At 75.7% G+C, this 14,782-nt stretch carries 14 protein-coding genes and 1 pseudogene; 6 read left to right on the top strand and 9 right to left on the bottom strand.

Annotated elements, in window-relative coordinates; genetic code table 11:
- The first annotated feature begins 17 nt into the window (after positions 1-17).
- Complete coding sequence (locus ABD358_RS17530) at positions 18-569, top strand: 2'-5' RNA ligase family protein (RefSeq protein ID WP_344631988.1); 552 nt, start codon at positions 18-20, stop codon at positions 567-569.
- Between the two features lie 7 nt (positions 570-576).
- Here ABD358_RS17530 and ABD358_RS17535 read toward each other — a convergent pair whose 3' ends face one another.
- The 3 genes and pseudogenes from ABD358_RS17535 to ABD358_RS28450 all read right to left on the bottom strand — a co-directional run.
- Entirely contained in the window at positions 577-2,193 is a 1,617-nt protein-coding gene (locus ABD358_RS17535; RefSeq protein WP_344631989.1) for a PstS family phosphate ABC transporter substrate-binding protein, read from the bottom strand.
- 235 nt (positions 2,194-2,428) lie between these two features.
- On the bottom strand, positions 2,429-3,538 hold the full coding sequence (locus ABD358_RS17540) for a CapA family protein (protein WP_344631990.1): 1,110 nt from the start codon (positions 3,536-3,538) through the stop codon (positions 2,429-2,431).
- Between the two features lie 397 nt (positions 3,539-3,935).
- Positions 3,936-4,301, bottom strand: a pseudogene (locus tag ABD358_RS28450) (hypothetical protein); the annotation flags it as partial.
- On the opposite strand from ABD358_RS28450, the gene ABD358_RS17545 reads away from it, so the two are divergent.
- The 4 genes from ABD358_RS17545 to ABD358_RS17560 all read left to right on the top strand — a co-directional run bounded on the left by ABD358_RS17545 (position 4,221) and on the right by ABD358_RS17560 (position 6,735).
- Positions 4,221-4,463: an acyl carrier protein gene (locus tag ABD358_RS17545; protein ID WP_344631991.1), complete on the top strand. Its 243-nt coding sequence runs from the start codon at positions 4,221-4,223 to the stop codon at positions 4,461-4,463. The pseudogene ABD358_RS28450 and the gene ABD358_RS17545 overlap by 81 nt on opposite strands.
- Before the next feature lie 63 nt (positions 4,464-4,526).
- Positions 4,527-4,958, top strand: coding sequence for a YchJ family protein (locus tag ABD358_RS17550; protein ID WP_344631992.1), 432 nt, complete (start codon positions 4,527-4,529; stop codon positions 4,956-4,958).
- Between the two features lie 269 nt (positions 4,959-5,227).
- A complete protein-coding gene (locus ABD358_RS17555) occupies positions 5,228-5,866 on the top strand; it encodes a peptidoglycan-binding domain-containing protein (RefSeq protein ID WP_344631993.1) in 639 nt (212 codons plus the stop codon).
- Positions 5,867-5,943: 77 nt separating this feature from the next.
- Positions 5,944-6,735, top strand: a complete 792-nt coding sequence (locus ABD358_RS17560; RefSeq protein ID WP_344631994.1) for a class I SAM-dependent methyltransferase — start codon at positions 5,944-5,946, stop codon at positions 6,733-6,735.
- Between the two features lie 28 nt (positions 6,736-6,763).
- Here the strand turns inward: ABD358_RS17560 and ABD358_RS17565 are convergent, their stop codons facing one another.
- From ABD358_RS17565 to ABD358_RS17585, 5 genes are all read right to left on the bottom strand, one after another.
- A complete protein-coding gene (locus tag ABD358_RS17565; protein WP_344631995.1) occupies positions 6,764-8,530 on the bottom strand; it encodes an ABC transporter ATP-binding protein in 1,767 nt (588 codons plus the stop codon).
- A gap of 239 nt (positions 8,531-8,769) precedes the next feature.
- On the bottom strand, positions 8,770-9,984 hold the full coding sequence (locus ABD358_RS17570) for an MFS transporter (protein WP_344631996.1): 1,215 nt from the start codon (positions 9,982-9,984) through the stop codon (positions 8,770-8,772).
- A gap of 190 nt (positions 9,985-10,174) precedes the next feature.
- A complete protein-coding gene (locus tag ABD358_RS17575; RefSeq protein ID WP_344631997.1) occupies positions 10,175-10,939 on the bottom strand; it encodes a cupin domain-containing protein in 765 nt (254 codons plus the stop codon).
- Positions 10,933-11,868, bottom strand: a complete 936-nt coding sequence (locus ABD358_RS17580) for a DUF6807 domain-containing protein (protein ID WP_344631998.1) — start codon at positions 11,866-11,868, stop codon at positions 10,933-10,935. Before ABD358_RS17580 ends, ABD358_RS17575 begins: the two co-directional genes overlap by 7 nt.
- Positions 11,865-12,998: a Gfo/Idh/MocA family protein gene (locus tag ABD358_RS17585; protein WP_344631999.1), complete on the bottom strand. Its 1,134-nt coding sequence runs from the start codon at positions 12,996-12,998 to the stop codon at positions 11,865-11,867. The genes ABD358_RS17580 and ABD358_RS17585 overlap by 4 nt, the downstream gene beginning before the upstream one ends.
- A 422-nt stretch (positions 12,999-13,420) precedes the next feature.
- Between ABD358_RS17585 and ABD358_RS17590 the strand changes: the two genes are divergently transcribed.
- Positions 13,421-14,218, top strand: coding sequence for an SAM-dependent methyltransferase (locus ABD358_RS17590; protein ID WP_344632000.1), 798 nt, complete (start codon positions 13,421-13,423; stop codon positions 14,216-14,218).
- On the opposite strand, the gene ABD358_RS17595 is transcribed toward ABD358_RS17590, so the two are convergent.
- Entirely contained in the window at positions 14,191-14,682 is a 492-nt protein-coding gene (locus ABD358_RS17595; RefSeq protein ID WP_344632001.1) for a nucleotide triphosphate diphosphatase NUDT15, read from the bottom strand. The two genes, ABD358_RS17590 and ABD358_RS17595, sit on opposite strands and share 28 nt — an antisense overlap.
- Between the last annotated feature and the right edge of the window lie 100 nt (positions 14,683-14,782).

The following is a 14,782-nucleotide window of genomic DNA, read 5'->3' on the forward strand; positions in this document are numbered from 1 at the left end:
GGCCGTACGCTGGCCGTGTGCGCACCGTGGAACTGCTTCCGGACGACGCGACCGACCGGGCGGTGCGGGAGGCGTGGCGCCACCTGGCCGAGGCGGGTCTGCCGAGCCAGGCCGGGCACCCGCACCCGACGAACCGCCCCCATCTCACCCTGGCCACCGGCGAGGCGCTGCCGGACGCGGTGCGGGCGCGGCTGGAGGAGGTCCTGGACGCGGCGCTGCCGGTGCGGATCCGCCTGGAGGGGCTGCTGCGGTTCCCCGGGCGGGTGCGGGTGCTGGCCTGGGCCGTCCGCCCCGGCCCCGGACTGCTGCTCCTCCACGGGGAGGTCTGGCGGGCGCTGGCCGGGACGCCGGAGGCGGGCCGGATGAATCCGCTCCACGCCCCCGGCCGGTGGGTGCCGCACCTCACCCTCGGCCGCACCCGCCGCGCCTCGTGGGACCTTCCGGACGCCGACCTGCTGCCCGCGCCGCTGCGCGGCCCGCTGCCGGGCCTCCTCACCGCCGCCCGCAGCTACGACTCCGCCGACCGCACCACCGAACCCCTCGCCCCGCGCGGAGGCCGGCTCGCCTGACTCCCCGTCACCCGCCGTCCGTCTCCCCGCCGGACGCGGGCGGCGAGGCGGGCGGGGACGCGGGCCGGGGCCCGGCCTGCCCCGTGGGGCGGCACAGCACGGGGTTCTGCAGTTCGGCGCAGGGCCGGTGCCCGTGGGAGCGCACGATGTCCTTGCCGACCTCGTTCGTCAGGTAGCGCAGGAAGCCGGCGGCCAGGGAGTCGGCCGGGGGCTCGCCGTAGGTGTGGGCGTACTCCGTCTCCCAGAAGGGGTAGGCGCCGTGGTCGGCCCCCTCCAGGGTGGCCCGGTGGCCGTCGATGCTCACCGGTCGCAGGTCCCGGCGGTCGGCCGCCTCCCCGAGCGCGCTGTAGCCGAGTGCCCCGGGGACCTGCTCGACGGCGTCCAGCACCCCGCCGGTGGAGCTCCGTTCGCAGCGGATCGGGCCGGATGCCGCGCCGGGCCTGGGGGTGCGGCAGTCGTCGGAGGTGAGCGGCGGCTCCTGGGCGCCGAGGACCTTCTGCTCGAAGGCCCGGCGCGTGCCGGAGTCGTTCAGGCGGCCGACGAGGAGGACCGGCAGGTCGTTGCCCCCCAGTTCCTTCCAGTTGGCGACCTTCCCGTCGTAGATCCTCCTGATCTGTTCCAGGGAGAGGTCGTGGACCCCCGCCTCCCCGTTGACGACGAGGGTGAAGAGGGAGAAGGCGACGGGGCGCGGCAGCAGCCGCGGGTAGGCCCCTCCCTTCTCCCCGTCCGTGAACGCCAGTTGGGCGGGGCTTCCGGAGCCCTGCTCCCGTCCCGCCCGGTCCAGTTCCTCCAGGCCCTCGGAGCTGGCCTCGGTGCGGACGGCGAACTCCGCGTCCGGGCAGGTCTTCCGGTACGCCTCCGCGGCGTCCCGCAGTACGGGTCCGAAGGCCGTGGAACCGGAGAGGACGAGTTTCCCCTCGGCGCAGTCCAGGGCGGCGGCGTCGTCGCCGCCGAGGGCGACGGCGAGCTGGCCGAGGACGACCAGCACGAGGAAGCAGATCAGCGCGACGGCCCGCCAGGACGTCCCCGTCTGGCTCCTGGTCTCCTGGATGCCCCCGTTCCCGACTCCGCCCTTGATGCCGCCGACGACCTCGGGAGGGTCGAACTCCGCCCGCGGGCCGCTCCCGCTCCCCTCCTCCCCGGTGCGCTCCAGGGCCGCCAGGACCTTGTAGTGCGCGGAGCGGTTGAGCGGCACCTTGGGGAGTTCGATGACGCCGTCGCGGACGCTCAGGCCCGAGCCGTCGGCGAAGCAGGGGCGCAGGAAGTCGTCGCTGAGCTCCGTCACCACCATCCCGGCCACCCTGCGGCCGGGGAACCTGACGCGGATGCCGACCTTGTCGTCGGGCAGGGCCGCGTAGTCGCCGCTGTCGATGTGGGTCGCGCCGCTGTTCTCGACGCGCAGCAGGACGAACGACGGGTCGGCCAGCCGTGTGCCGTCCCCGTCCTGCAGCTGCTGGAGGGCTCCCGCGTACCGGGAGTGGACCGCGTCGGTGGCCGTGGTGTCCATCTGCACCCGGTAGCCGAGCCGTTTGCGGCCGACGAAGACGAACTCGTACAGCGCGGCGGCGATCGGGACCACCACACCGAGCACCGCGAGGATGATCTCCCACCGGAAGACGCCCACTGCCGCTCCTCCCCCTGGAGAACATGGACCGGGCCGCCAAACATACGATCGCCCGGCCCCCCGCCGAAGCGGGAAGCCGGGCTCCCGGCGAGTGTTCACCGGCTGTTGGGCGGCGGTGCGCCTCCCGGCGGCCCGCGGTACGCCGGCCGGGCGGCCCCGGTACGGCGTCCTCCCACGGCGTCCTCCTACGACGTTCCTGCCGCGTCCTCCTGCCGCATCCTCCTACGACGTCTTCCTACGGCCACCGCGGGACGAGCGTGCCGTCCGGCTCGCGGTCGACGCGCGTGCCCAGGCCGCGGCAGGCCCGGTCCAGGACCGCCCCCAGCCACCGGGAGTCCTGATCCGGGGCGTGCCGCAGCCGCATCCGCCGCGCCTGGAAGGGCACCATCCGCACCCCGGGCGGACGGCCGTCCCCGTACAGCCGGACCAGGTACAGCAGCCGCAGGTCGTCCCGGTACCGCTCGTGGCCGGTGATGCCCTCGTAGTCGTTGACCAGGTCGCCGCAGCCGTACAGGACGAGTCCGCCCCGGTACGCCTCCAGGGGGCGGGGGTGGTGCGAGGAGTGGCCGTGGACGACGTCCGCGCCGCCGTCGATCAGCGCGTGCGCGAAACGGACCTCGTCGCCCGGGACCCGGTACCCCCAGTTGGGGCCCCAGTGGACCGAGACGACCGCCACGTCGCCGGGCCGCCTGATCTGCCGTATCCGGCCGGCCACCGCCTCGGCCGCGGCCGGTGAGGCTCCGGCCGCGACGTCCACGCCGGCCCGGTCGCCGGTCGCGGCCCAGCCGGGCGGTATGCCGCTGGAGGGCATGCCGAGGGAGAACACCAGCAGCCGGCGGTCTCCGCCGAGGGGGACGGTCGCGGGGCGGCGCGCCGCGGCGGCGTTCCGTCCCGCCCCGGCCGTCGCCACGCCCGCGTCCGCCAGCGCGTCGAGGGTCTCCTCCAGACCGGTGCGGCCGAAGTCCAGGACGTGGTTGTTCGCCAGGACGCAGACGTCGGGGCGGACGGCCGTCAGACAGGGCAGGTTGTCCGGGTCCATCCGGTAGTGGACGCCCTTGCCTGGGGCGAAGTCGCCGCTGCGGGTGACGCTCGTCTCCAGGTTGAGCACGCGGGCGGCGGGCGCGGCCGCGTCGAGCGTCTCCAGGGCCTCGCCCCAGGGCCAGGAGGGGTCGACCGGGGCGGGGATCGGCCCGTTCGCCGCCTCCGCCAGTTCGACGTAGGCGCGGGCGTCGCGGACGTACGTCTCCCGCAGCTCCGGGTCGCCGGGATGCGGGAGGATCTGGTCGACGCCGCGGCCGAGCATCACGTCGCCGCAGAGGAACAGGGTGACCGCGTCCCCGCGCATGCCTCCAGCCTAGGACTCCCCCGTCCGGGTGTGCCGTGCGCGGGACGTCCGGCCCTGCCGGAGGGTCCGGTCGGTCCTGTGGCCCGTGCCGCGCGCGTGGTGTCCTGGTGACGGCCCCGGGAACGGCCGGCGGACGCGGTGGGGCGGAGCCCAGGCCGCGCGCCGCGTGCCCGGAGCCCGCGGAAAGCGGGCGGTTCCCGGCGGCCCGTGCGCCCGGCGGCACCCCCGTACGCCGGGCGTGCGGGGCGCGGGCCGGGAGTGCGGCCCGGTCCGCGCCACGGCCGCGCTCCCGGTCATTCCGTCCCGTCCGCCCCCGGCGGCGAGGCCGCGTGGTCGGGCACGTGGGTCTGCGTCTCCCGCAGCGGGCGGGGCGGCAGGCCCGGCCCGGCCGCGGGTTGAGGTGCTCGGTGACGCGTTTGATGGCGCCGCCCTTGCCCGCGGCCTCGCGGCCCTCGAAGACGACGACCGGCCGGGCGCCGGTGACGCGCATCCACTCCTGCATCACCACCGGCTGCTCCCGGAGCCTGCGCGGCTCCCGCTCGCAGCCCCGGCGGGGCAGGCGGTCCGGGCGACCGGCGACCGCGGCGGGACGGGAGGCGCACGGATCGCGCCGGAGGCTGTTTCCCCGCGCCGTCCGTGGAAACCCCGGACGGTCCAGTGAGCCGATCCGGAGGTGATGGACATGGCGACCGGAGAGACGGGATTCAGCGACGTCGCCTACGACCTGATCTCGGTGCAGTACCACGCGCTGAAGGGCGGGCACGACTACGGGCAGTACGTCCGCGACGCGGAGAACGCCGGCAAGACGGAGATCGCCGACTTCTTCCGCACGGTCATGGAGGAGGACTCGCGGCGCGCCGCCCGGTGCCACGACTACCTGGTGCAACTGGCCGCGACGAAGGACGCCGGCCCGGCGGCCGCATAAGGGCCGCGGGGCCCGGCCCCACCCCCGCCGCGCGGCCCGCCGCGCGGCGGGCACCATGGGGGCATGTCCCGACGCCGACCGCGCCCCGCCGCCCCCTCCCCTTCCAGCCCCGCCGCGCCCTGCCCCTGCGGGCTGCCCGCGCCCTACGCCGACTGCTGCGCCCGGTTCCACCGGGGGCCGGCCTCCGCGCCCACCGCCGAGGCGCTGATGCGCTCGCGCTACAGCGCCTTCGCCGTGCGCGACCGGGAGTACCTGCTGCGCACCTGGCATCCGGGCACCCGGCCGGGAGAGCTGGAGCTGGACCCCGCGCTGCGGTGGCGGCGGCTGGAGGTCCTCTCCACCACCGGCGGCAGCCCCTTCCACACCGAGGGCACCGTCGCCTTCCGCGCCCACTACACCGAGCGGGGGCGCGAGGGAGTGCTGGAGGAGCACAGCAGGTTCACCCGGCACGGCGGCGCGTGGGTCTACCTGGACGCGTCCGGCGGCGCGGTCTGACCTCCCCGTCCGCCCGTCCCTTTCCCGCCCGGCCGCCGTCCCGGCGCGGCCGGGCGGGAAAGGGCTTTCTCCGCTGCGCGCACGACAGGCTCCGGCACGGCCGTGAGCGAGTATCGTCCTTCCGGGGGACGATCCGTGAGCGGACGCGCACTCAGCGGCGCGGTCCGCGGCGCTTCGGGCCCGGGTCCGAAAGCGCCCGTGCGGGGCTTCCGGGCCCATGCGTCCCGCGCGGGGACCGCGCGGGTGGAGGACGGAGACAGGAGGTGGAGATGGCGGTCCGCCCCGATCCGGCGGCGACGTTCCGCCCACCGGCCCCGGGCACGGGCTTCCTGAACGGGCGGCGCGGCCCGCGCACCGGCGTCCTGCTGCTGACCACGGGGGCGATCGGCACCGCCCTGGCCGCCCTGCTGCTGGCCTCCGGCGTCCTGACGCCCGTCGATCCCCGCAGGCCCGCCGGGCTGCCCGCGCCCTCCCCGGGCTCCTCCTCGCCGGTCCCGTCCCGCACCCCGGAGCCGCCGGCGAAGACTCCCCCGGCCCCGGACGTCCCGTCCCCGGACGCCTCCGGGGCGGCCGCCACGTCCGCGGCGCCCGCCCCGGAGGCGTCCGGCTCCCCGTCCGGGCCGTCGCGGCCGGGCGAACCAGGGGTCCTGCGGCCGGGCGACAGCGGTCCGGAGGTGTCGAGGCTGCAGGAGCGGCTGCGGGGAATCCCGCACATCTACCCCGGCGGGGCCGTCGACGGCCGCTACGGCGGCGAACTCGCCCGGGCCGTCGCCCGTTTCCAGGAGTGGTACGGCGTCCGCGGCGACGAGGAGGGCGTGTACGGCGACGACACGCGCCGCCGGCTGGAGGAGGTGCTCCGCAGAACGGCCCCCGGGGGGTCGCCGTCCCCGGCTCCCGGCCACGGATAGCTCCGGGCCGCGCACACCGCGCCGCTCACGTCTCCCAGCGGCCGCTCACGTCTCCCAGTGGAAGGGCAGGTCCCGGTATGGCACCGCTGCCGAACGCCTCGGCCCCGGTCCGGATCATGGAGGTGTCCGGGGAGGACTACCGCAGGGCCTTCGAACTGTTCCTGGCCGGCACGGACGAGAAGGCCGTGACCCACGAGTACCTGACGGAACTGGTCGAACGACTCCCCCGGCGCGGCCTGTTCCTCGACGTCGGCGCCGGGAACGGCGTGACCACCCGGCATGTGGGCCGGTACTTCGAGCGCGTCGTCGCCGTCGAGCCGAGCGGGCACATGAGGCGGGCGCTCCGGCGAAGGTGCCCCGACGCCGTCGTGCTGCCCGAGCCCGTCGACCGGCTGGACCTCGATCTGCGCCCCGACCTGGTGCTGTGCTCGCACGTCCTCTACTACCTGCCGGAGGAGGAGTGGGAGCCCACCGTGCGGCGCCTCCTGGGGTGGGTGGCGCCCGGCGGCGAACTCGTCGTCGTGCTCCAGAACCCCGAGAACGACTGCATGCGGATGGTGCGGCACTTCACCCCCGCCCGGTTCGACCTCTCCGGCCTGGCCGGGCGGCTGGCGGAGGACGGCGGCGGCACGGCCGGGGACGTCCTGCTGGAGACCCTGCCCGTCCGCTACCGCGCCACCGGCCTCGCCGAGGCCGTCGACGTGGCCGAACTCATGGTGAACGTGCCCTCCCTGAGGGACCGGGACCCCCTGCCCAGCAGGCAGGACCTGGCGGACTACCTCCTGGCCGAGTGCTCCGACCCCCAAGGCGGGATCACCGTCACCCACACGCACGACGTCCTGCGCGTCCGCCGCGCCCGGTCCCGCTGAGCCCGGGAGCCCGGCCGGCCGGGGGGCGTCAGGCCGACTGGACGGCCTGCATCCGCGCGTAGAGGCCGCCGCGGCGGAGCAGCTCCCCGTGGCTGCCGACCTCGGCGATCCGGCCCTCGTCCATCACCACGATGCGGTCGGCGCCGCGGACGGTGGACAGCCGGTGGGCCACCACGAAGACGGTGCGGCCCCGCACCAGCCGGGCCAGGGCCTGCTGGATCATCGCCTCGGAGTGGGAGTCCAGCGCGGAGGTCGCCTCGTCCAGCACCAGCACCCGCGGGTCGCGGATCAGGGCCCGGGCGATGGCCAGGCGCTGCTTCTGGCCCCCGGACAGCCGCGCCCCGCGCTCCCCGACGACGGTGTCCAGGCCGGCCGGGAGCCGGTCGACGAACTCCAGGGCGTTGGCGTCGCGGAGCGCGGCGCGGATCTCCTCGTCGCCGACGCCGGTCAGGCCGTAGGCGACGTTGTCGCGGACGGTGCCCTCGAAGAGGATCGACTCCTGCGGCACGACGGACAGGAAGCGGCGGTAGCTGCGCAGGTCCAGGGCCTGCATGTCGACGCCGTCCAGCAGGATGCGCCCCGAGGCGGGTCTGAGGAAGCCGATCACCAGGCCGAGGACGGTGGACTTGCCCGCGCCCGAGGCGCCGACCAGGGCGACGGTCTCGCCGGGGTGGACGGTGAGGGTGAAGTCGCGCACCGAGTGGCGGTCGGCGTCGTCGTAGACGTGGCGGACGTCCTGGAAGTCGAACCGGCCGCGGACGGCGGTCACCTCGGTCTTGCCCGCGTTCTGCTCCAGGTCCGGGGCCTGGAGCACCTCACCGGCGGAGCGGACCGACTCCAGGCCCTTGCTGATCAGCGGGGTGAGCCCCATCAGGGTGGTGACGGCGGCGGTGAGGGAGGAGAAGTAGGCGCTGAGCATCACCACGTCGCCGGGGGTGACGGCCAGCCATCCGTGGTAGGCGGCCAGCGCGGCGCCGGCCAGGCAGCCCACGCCCAGGGCGTTGAGCAGGATCCAGGCCAGTGCGCCGAACCGGCCGTTGAGCCGGTCCAGCCGCAGGCCGGCCGCCAGCACCTGGCGCAGGGTGCCGTCCATCCGCCGCAGCGCGGTGTGCTCCAGGCCGTGGGCGCGGGTGATGGGGATCAGGGTGGTCATCTCGCTGACCCGCGAGGAGAGGTGCTCCACCTCCTGCCGGAACGACTCGTTGTACGCGCGCAGCCGTCCCCGCAGCCACATCACCAGGGCGGAGGCGGCCGGGACGACCAGCAGGAAGACCGGGAGGAAGGCGGGCGTGCGCACGCCGATCACCGTCAGCGCCCCGATGAGCATCGCCAGCGCCGACAGGCCCTGGTCGCCGGTCTGCTGGAGGGACGTCTCGACGTTCTCCGCGTCCCGGATCACCTTGGTCTGCAGCGCTCCGGCACTGACCTTCGAGTGGTAGCCGATGGAGAGCTGCTGCATGCGGTGGCAGAGCGCGGAGCGCATCCGGTTCCCCATCCGGCGCGCGCTGCCGTACCAGCAGCGGACGTAGAGCAGGTGGAAGGGGTAGTTGAGGGCGAGGGTGAGCAGCAGCAGGCCGGCGTTGAGCCACAGGCCGGAGACCGGCCGGTGCCGGACGACGATGTCGACGATGTTCGCGGTGATCAGGGGCATCAGCCAGGTCGGGCTGTGCTTGACGAGGAACGCGAGCACACCGAGCGCCAGACGGCCCCGGTCGGGGCGGAGGAGGTAGGCGAGGGTGCGGACCGGGTGCTCGCCGCGGTAGCGGTGGTCGAGGGGGCCCTGGGGCGCGGCCATGTCGGACTCCTGTGCGGGAGGAGGGGGGGTCACGGGGGCGGGCGCGGTGGTGCGCCGCTTCCGGGGCCGTCCCGCGGCGCGCGCCGCGGCGCGGCCGGCGGGCGGCGCACCGTGTCCGGCGGGCACTCAGCGTAGATCGGCGGTGTGGAGGGGGCGTGGCGGAGACGTTTCCGGCGGGTGCTCCGCCGCGGGCGCCCCCGTGACCGCCCGGGACCGCCGCGACGGCTCCGGCGGCCGGGTCACTGCCGGACCCGGCCCGACAGCAGGGCCGCCGCCAGCACCGCGACGACCAGGGTCAGCAGGGCGGTCCGCAGGTCCCACGCCCCGGCGAGCAGGCCGACGAGCGGACCGGCCAGCAGCAGGCCCGGCCACTGCCCGATGACCGCGACGGACACGCCCTCCCCGGACGAGAGGCCGGGCTGCCGGCCCGCCAGCGCGAAGACGGTGGGCAGGACGCAGGCGCTTCCCACCCCGAAGACCGCGAAACCGATCAGCGCCACCACCGGATGCGGCCACACCAGCGCGATCCCCATTCCCGCGGCGGTCGTCAGCAGGGACAGCCTCAGGAGCGAGCGGTGGCCGAGCCGTCCGGTCAGCCGGTCGCCCACCAGCCGGGTGAACGCGGCGGCGGCGGTGAGACCGGTGTAGATCGCGGCGGCGACGGCCTCCCCGGTGCCCAGGAAGTCGGCGGCGTAGATGGCGCTCCACTGGCCCGCCGCCCCCTCGGCGAAGGAGTCCAGGAAGGCGATGGCGGCCAGCAGGGCGAGCTGCGGGGTGAGGCGGCGCCGCAGCCGGTCCGCCAGCCGTCCCTTCTCCTCCTTCGGGCGGTCCGCCTCCTCGGGCAGCCAGCGCCCCGCCACCACCAGCAGGGCGCCGAACACCGCGCTGTTGACGGCCATCTGGGTGCCCGGTGTCACCCCCGTCGCGGCGGCGAGCGTGCCCAGCACGCCGCCGCCGAGCATGCCGAAGCTGAAGCAGGCGTGGAAGGTGGACAGCAGCGGCCGCCCGTAGCGGCGTTCGACCTCGGCCGCCTGGGCGTTCATCGGCGTGGACAACAGGTTCGCGGCGAAGCCCCAGGTCGCCAGGGCGGCCAGGAGCACGGGCGTGGCCGAGGCCGATCCCATCAGGGGGGCGTTCAGCAGGATCAGGGCCGCGCCCGCCAGGCTCAGCAGACGGAGGCTCACCCGTCCGACCAGCACGGTCACCACGGCGAGGGCGATGAAGTCGCCGACGACGGAGGCGGTGGTGGCCAGCCCCCAGGCCGCCTCCCCCAGCCCGACCTCGCGGCGCACCTCGGGGATGCGCGCCGACCAGCCGCCCATCGTCGAGCCCATGACGGCGAAGACCAGGCAGACCGACAGCCGTGCCCGTACGGCCTCCCTGGGTGGGGGCGGGGGCGCGGGGGCGGGGGCCCCGGCCGGGCCGGCGGCCGGTTCGGCGCTGGACTCGCTCATCCGTGTCTCCTTGTCGGACCAGGGTCTCGGCGAAGCGTCCGGGAGCGCTCCCAGATTCGCGTGTTCGCACGAGAACCGATCGGCAGCGCGACATTAGTGCACCGCCGCGGCCTTCCGGAGACGGGGGGAGCCTAAGCGGAACGCCTCGGTCCGGCGGATGGCCGGCCGGGACGGCTCCGGACCCGGCCGGTCACCCCTCGCGGTGCGGCGGGGCGGCGCCGGGGAGCTCGTACTCCTCACGGCGTCCGCACATCCCGTAGCCGCCGCGCCGGGCCGGGACCGCGGCCTCCACCCGGGCCCCGGCCAGGTGCGCGGCGTCGCCCGCCGCGAGGGCGGCCAGGCGTGCGCCGGTGCGCTCGGCCGCGGCGAGGGCCCCGGTCCGCCACAGGCGCTCCCAGCCGGACACCCTCGGCGCGACGAGCCGGGCCGCCGCCCGGTGGAACTCCAGCAGGGGCCGGGCGTCGCCCTCCAGGAGGGCGGCCCGCAGCTCCAGGTAGCCCTCGACGGCCAGGTCCCGGCGGCGCCGGGCGGCCTCCTCCGCCTCCGGCCCCTCCCCCGCGGGCAGGGCCGCCGCCGCGGCGTACTTCCCGGGGTCGGCCAGGACGGACGGCGGGAAGGTGAGGACGGCGTCCCCGGCCTCGGGGAGGCCGCCGTTCTCCATCAGCACCGTGACCCTCAGCCCGTCGCGCTGGACCATGCGGTGCACGGTGCCGGGGGTGAACCAGACCAGCGAGCCGGGCGCGAGGTCCGTCTCCCGGTACCCCTCGGGCGTCAGCGTCTGCACGGCCCCGCGCCCGGCGGTGACGACGTACGCCTCGGTGCACGCCAGATGGACGTGCGGGCTGCCGCCGCACGCCCCGTCGGCGGCCTCCCAGTCGTAGGCGCCGATGTGGGACAGGCCGACCGCGCCCGGCAGGGGGGCGGCCGGGGGCGGCTTCGGCGCCCCGCTCACCATCCGTGCGTCCCGAGCCAGGACTCCACCCGCTCGCGGTCCCAGGCGCCGTCCGCGACGACGACGCGGTAGCGGTAGGCGAACCCCTCCCCCGGCGGCAGCTCGAACTCCTCGAAGAACGCCCAGGAGAACGCCACGGTCGGGGTGGGCTCGGAGCGCACGAACCAGTGGGAGGGGTGGATGGCGCCGTCGTTCTCCGGGGCGTGGGCGAAGACCAGGGTGCTGTGCGCGTCCGTGCCGTCGTGCTCGCCGGTGAACGCCAGCCACGGCGCCCGGACGCCCATCATGTCCGCGGCCCCGGCCTCGCCCTTCCCCCCGCGGCCCCCGGGGCCGAGGACGTCGCCGCCGGTGAGGTCGCGCGGGCCGCGCCAGTGGAGTCCGGTGTAGCCGGCCATCTCCCGCCCGGCGGTGGTGGGGGAGCCGAAGCGCAGCGGTTCGGCGCGGACGTTGGTCAGTCGGATCGACCAGTCCAGCGCCCAGGCGCCCTCCCGGGGTTCCACGGAGTGCACCTCGACGGTGCGCGTCTCGCGGGCCCACTCCTCGCCGCCGTTCTCGATCCAGGTCAGGTGCTCGGTGAAGGACAGCCGGTCCTCGCGGGCGTCGACCGTGTCGAAGCCGTCGTGCCGCATCCAGCCGACGCGGTCGCGGAGCGGGAGGTAGCCCCGGCCGTGGACATAGGAGTTGCCGCCCCAGAAGTTCTGCCCCGAGAGGTGGCTGGCGGTCATCTGCAGGCCCTTGTGCCAGCGGTGGTCGTTGGGCCGGTAGCCGGTGACGGTGTTGCCGGCCAGGGTGCGCAGCGGGTGGGCGTAGGGCTTGCGGGACTCGAACGCCTCCGGGTCGGGCCGGTAGACGTAGGCCAGCAGCTCGACGCCGCCGGAGGCGACCGAGATCCGCTCGCCGTGGACGTGGGTGACGGTGATCGGCGCGCTCATCGGCTCTCCTCCACGGCGGCGCGCGGGGCCCAGTCGGGGTGGTCCCCGTGCATGGCGGTGTAGTACGGGTCACCGGGGACGATCTCGCCCGCGCGCACCGGCAGGCCCGTGAAGGCCGCCTTGTACAGGGCCGCGGCGAACTCCAGGGTCCGGCGGGCGTCGTGGCCGCTGCCGGGCGGGCGGACGCCCTCGCGCATCGCGGCGAGCACGCCCGTGAGCTGGGCGGTGTGCGAGCTGGGCAGGTCGGCGGCGGGGGTGCGCCAGGCCCGGACGCGCTCGGCGTCCTCCGCGGCGTGGGGGGCGGGGGTGTAGACCCAGTCGTCGTTGCCGTAGCCGTACAGGTGGGTGAGCTCGACGGTGGCGTCGGAGCAGTCGATGCGGATGCGGCTGACCTCGTCCGGGGAGAGGACGCTGTTGACGACGGTGGCCAGCGCGCCGTTCGCGAAGCGCACCAGCGCGGTGGAGACGTCCTCGCTCTCCACGTCGTGCACCAGGCGTCCGGCCATGGCGCGCACCTCGGTCCAGTCGCCGAGCAGGTGGAGCAGCAGGTCCATCTGGTGGATGCCGTGGCCCATGGTGGGGCCGCCGCCCTCGGTGGCCCATCTGCCGCGCCAGGGAACGGAGTAGTAGGCGCCGTCGCGGTACCAGGTGGTCTGGCAGTGCGCGACGAGCGGTCTGCCCAGCGCGCCGGAGGCGAGCAGTTCGCGGGCGTGGGCGGCGCCGGAGCCGTAGCGGTGCTGGAAGACGGTGGCGGTGTACGGGCCGCCCTCCTTCTCCGCGGCGGCCATCTCGTCGTACTCGGCGAGGGAGAGGCACAGCGGCTTCTCGCACAGCACCCAGGCTCCCGCCCGCAGCGCGGCCACCGCCTGCTCGCGGTGGAGCGAGGGGGGTGTGCCGATCAGCACCAGGTCGGGGCGCTCCTTCTCCAGCATCTCGGCCATCTCCGGGTACCCCGCGACCTCCTCGCCGGCGGCGGCGCGGAAGGCGTCGAGCCGCTCGGCGGAGACGTCGACGGCGGCGACCAGCTCCACCTCCTCCGCATGGGCTCTCAGGGCGGGCAGGTGGGCGCCGGTGACGATGGCACCCGTTCCGACGACGGCGGCGCGGAGGCGTGGGGCGGCTGGGGGCATGGAGAGGGCTCCTCGGCGGTCGACGGCTCTAGAAAGCGCTTACCGAAAGGCACCCTACGAGGCGTCCGGACACCCGGACAAGGGGGGTGGGCTTCGGGACCCGGCCCCGCCGACGGCGCACGGCACGGCTGCTCGCGCCCCGGGCCGGCGGGCGGCGGGCCGGCGGGCGGCGGGCCGGCGGAATCCGTCCCCCGCGAGCGGATCCCGGCCCCGCGGGTCCCGGCGGCGGGTGTGCCCGCGGCGGCTCCGGCAGCCCGCGGGTCGCGGGGGCGTTCTGCGCGCCTGCTCCCCGGAAGGCCCGAATTCCGCCGCTCGTACGTCCGCCATGGCAAAAACAGTTGAAGAGAAAACCCGACTGCGCGTCCTCGCGGCACTACGGTGATCGACGACACCGGGCACCCCAGGTGGCAGGAGGATTACCCATGACGGACGGCATCCGGCCCACACCCACGATCGACTCCACCGTGCCGCACTCGGCCCGCGTGTGGAACTACCTGCTGGGCGGCAAGGACAACTACCCCGTGGACCGGAAGCTCGGCGACGCGATCCTCCAGGCCTCGCCGGGGCTGGCCGACGTGGCGCGCACCTCCCGGGAGTTCCTGGGCCGGGCCATCCGCCACCTGGCCGGTGAGGCGGGCGTCCGGCAGTTCCTCGACATCGGCACCGGCCTGCCCACCGCCGACAACACCCACGAGATCGCCCAGCGCGTCGCCCCCGAGTCGCGGATCGTCTACGTCGACAACGACCCCCTGGTCCTGACGCACGCCCGCGCCCTGCTCACCAGCTCCCCCGAGGGCGCCACCGACTACCTCCACGCGGACGTCCGCGACCCGGACGCGATCCTCCGAGCCGCCGCGGAGACACTGGACTTCACCCGGCCCGTCGTTTTGATCCTGATGGGCGTCATGGGGCACATCGCCGACCACGGCGAGGCCCTGGCCGTCATGCGGAGGCTGATGGGCGCCCTGCCGTCCGGGAGCTATCTCGTGCACTACGACGGCACCAGCACCAGCGCGTCGATGGTCGACGCGCAGGAGCGCTACAACGACAGCGACACCGACGCCTACCACGTGCGGACCCCGGAGCAGATGGAGCGGGCCTTCGAGGGGCTGGAGGTGCTGGAGCCGGGCGTCGTGCCCTGCACCCACTGGCGCCCCGAGCCCGGTACCGGCACCCCGCGCCCGGTGGACGCCTACTGCGGGGTCGGCCGCAAGCCGTAGTCGCTCGTCCCCCCGGCACCGGCCACCGGGTACACCGTCCAGCCGCCGGGTGCGGGCTCCGCCCGCCAGGCGGCGAGCAGGGCCGCGCTCGGGGGGAACAGCGGAGCGGGAAGCGCCCCGGGCCGTGCCCACATCCAGCGGTCGAAGACCTCGGGCTCCAGGACGGCCGCCTCGGCGTCCGTGTCCGCCGGCCGCGCCACCACACCCGCGGTCAGCAGGGTCCGGTCCGCGCCGGTGTGGAGCGCGACGGCGAACACCCGCGCCCCCGTCACCTCCCGGATGCCGCTCTCCTCGGCGATCTCCCGTACGGCGGCGGCCTCGAAGGTCTCCCCCGCCTCGACGTGCCCGCCGGGCAGGCACCAGGAGGGCGTCTCCCCCCGCTTGATCCGGTGGCCGATCAGCACGGCGCCGTCGGACCGCACCAGGACGGCTCCGACGCCGACGACCTGCTCACGGTGCTTCATGGGCGTACCCTCCCCGTCGCGGCGCCCCCGGTTCCGGCGGGGCCGGTCCGGCTCCCCACCGCACCGGGGGCCCCGGTCCTCGATCACTCCCCCACCGTAG

Source organism: Streptomyces glaucosporus, assembly GCF_039533345.1.
Taxonomy (GTDB): domain Bacteria; phylum Actinomycetota; class Actinomycetes; order Streptomycetales; family Streptomycetaceae; genus Streptomyces; species Streptomyces glaucosporus.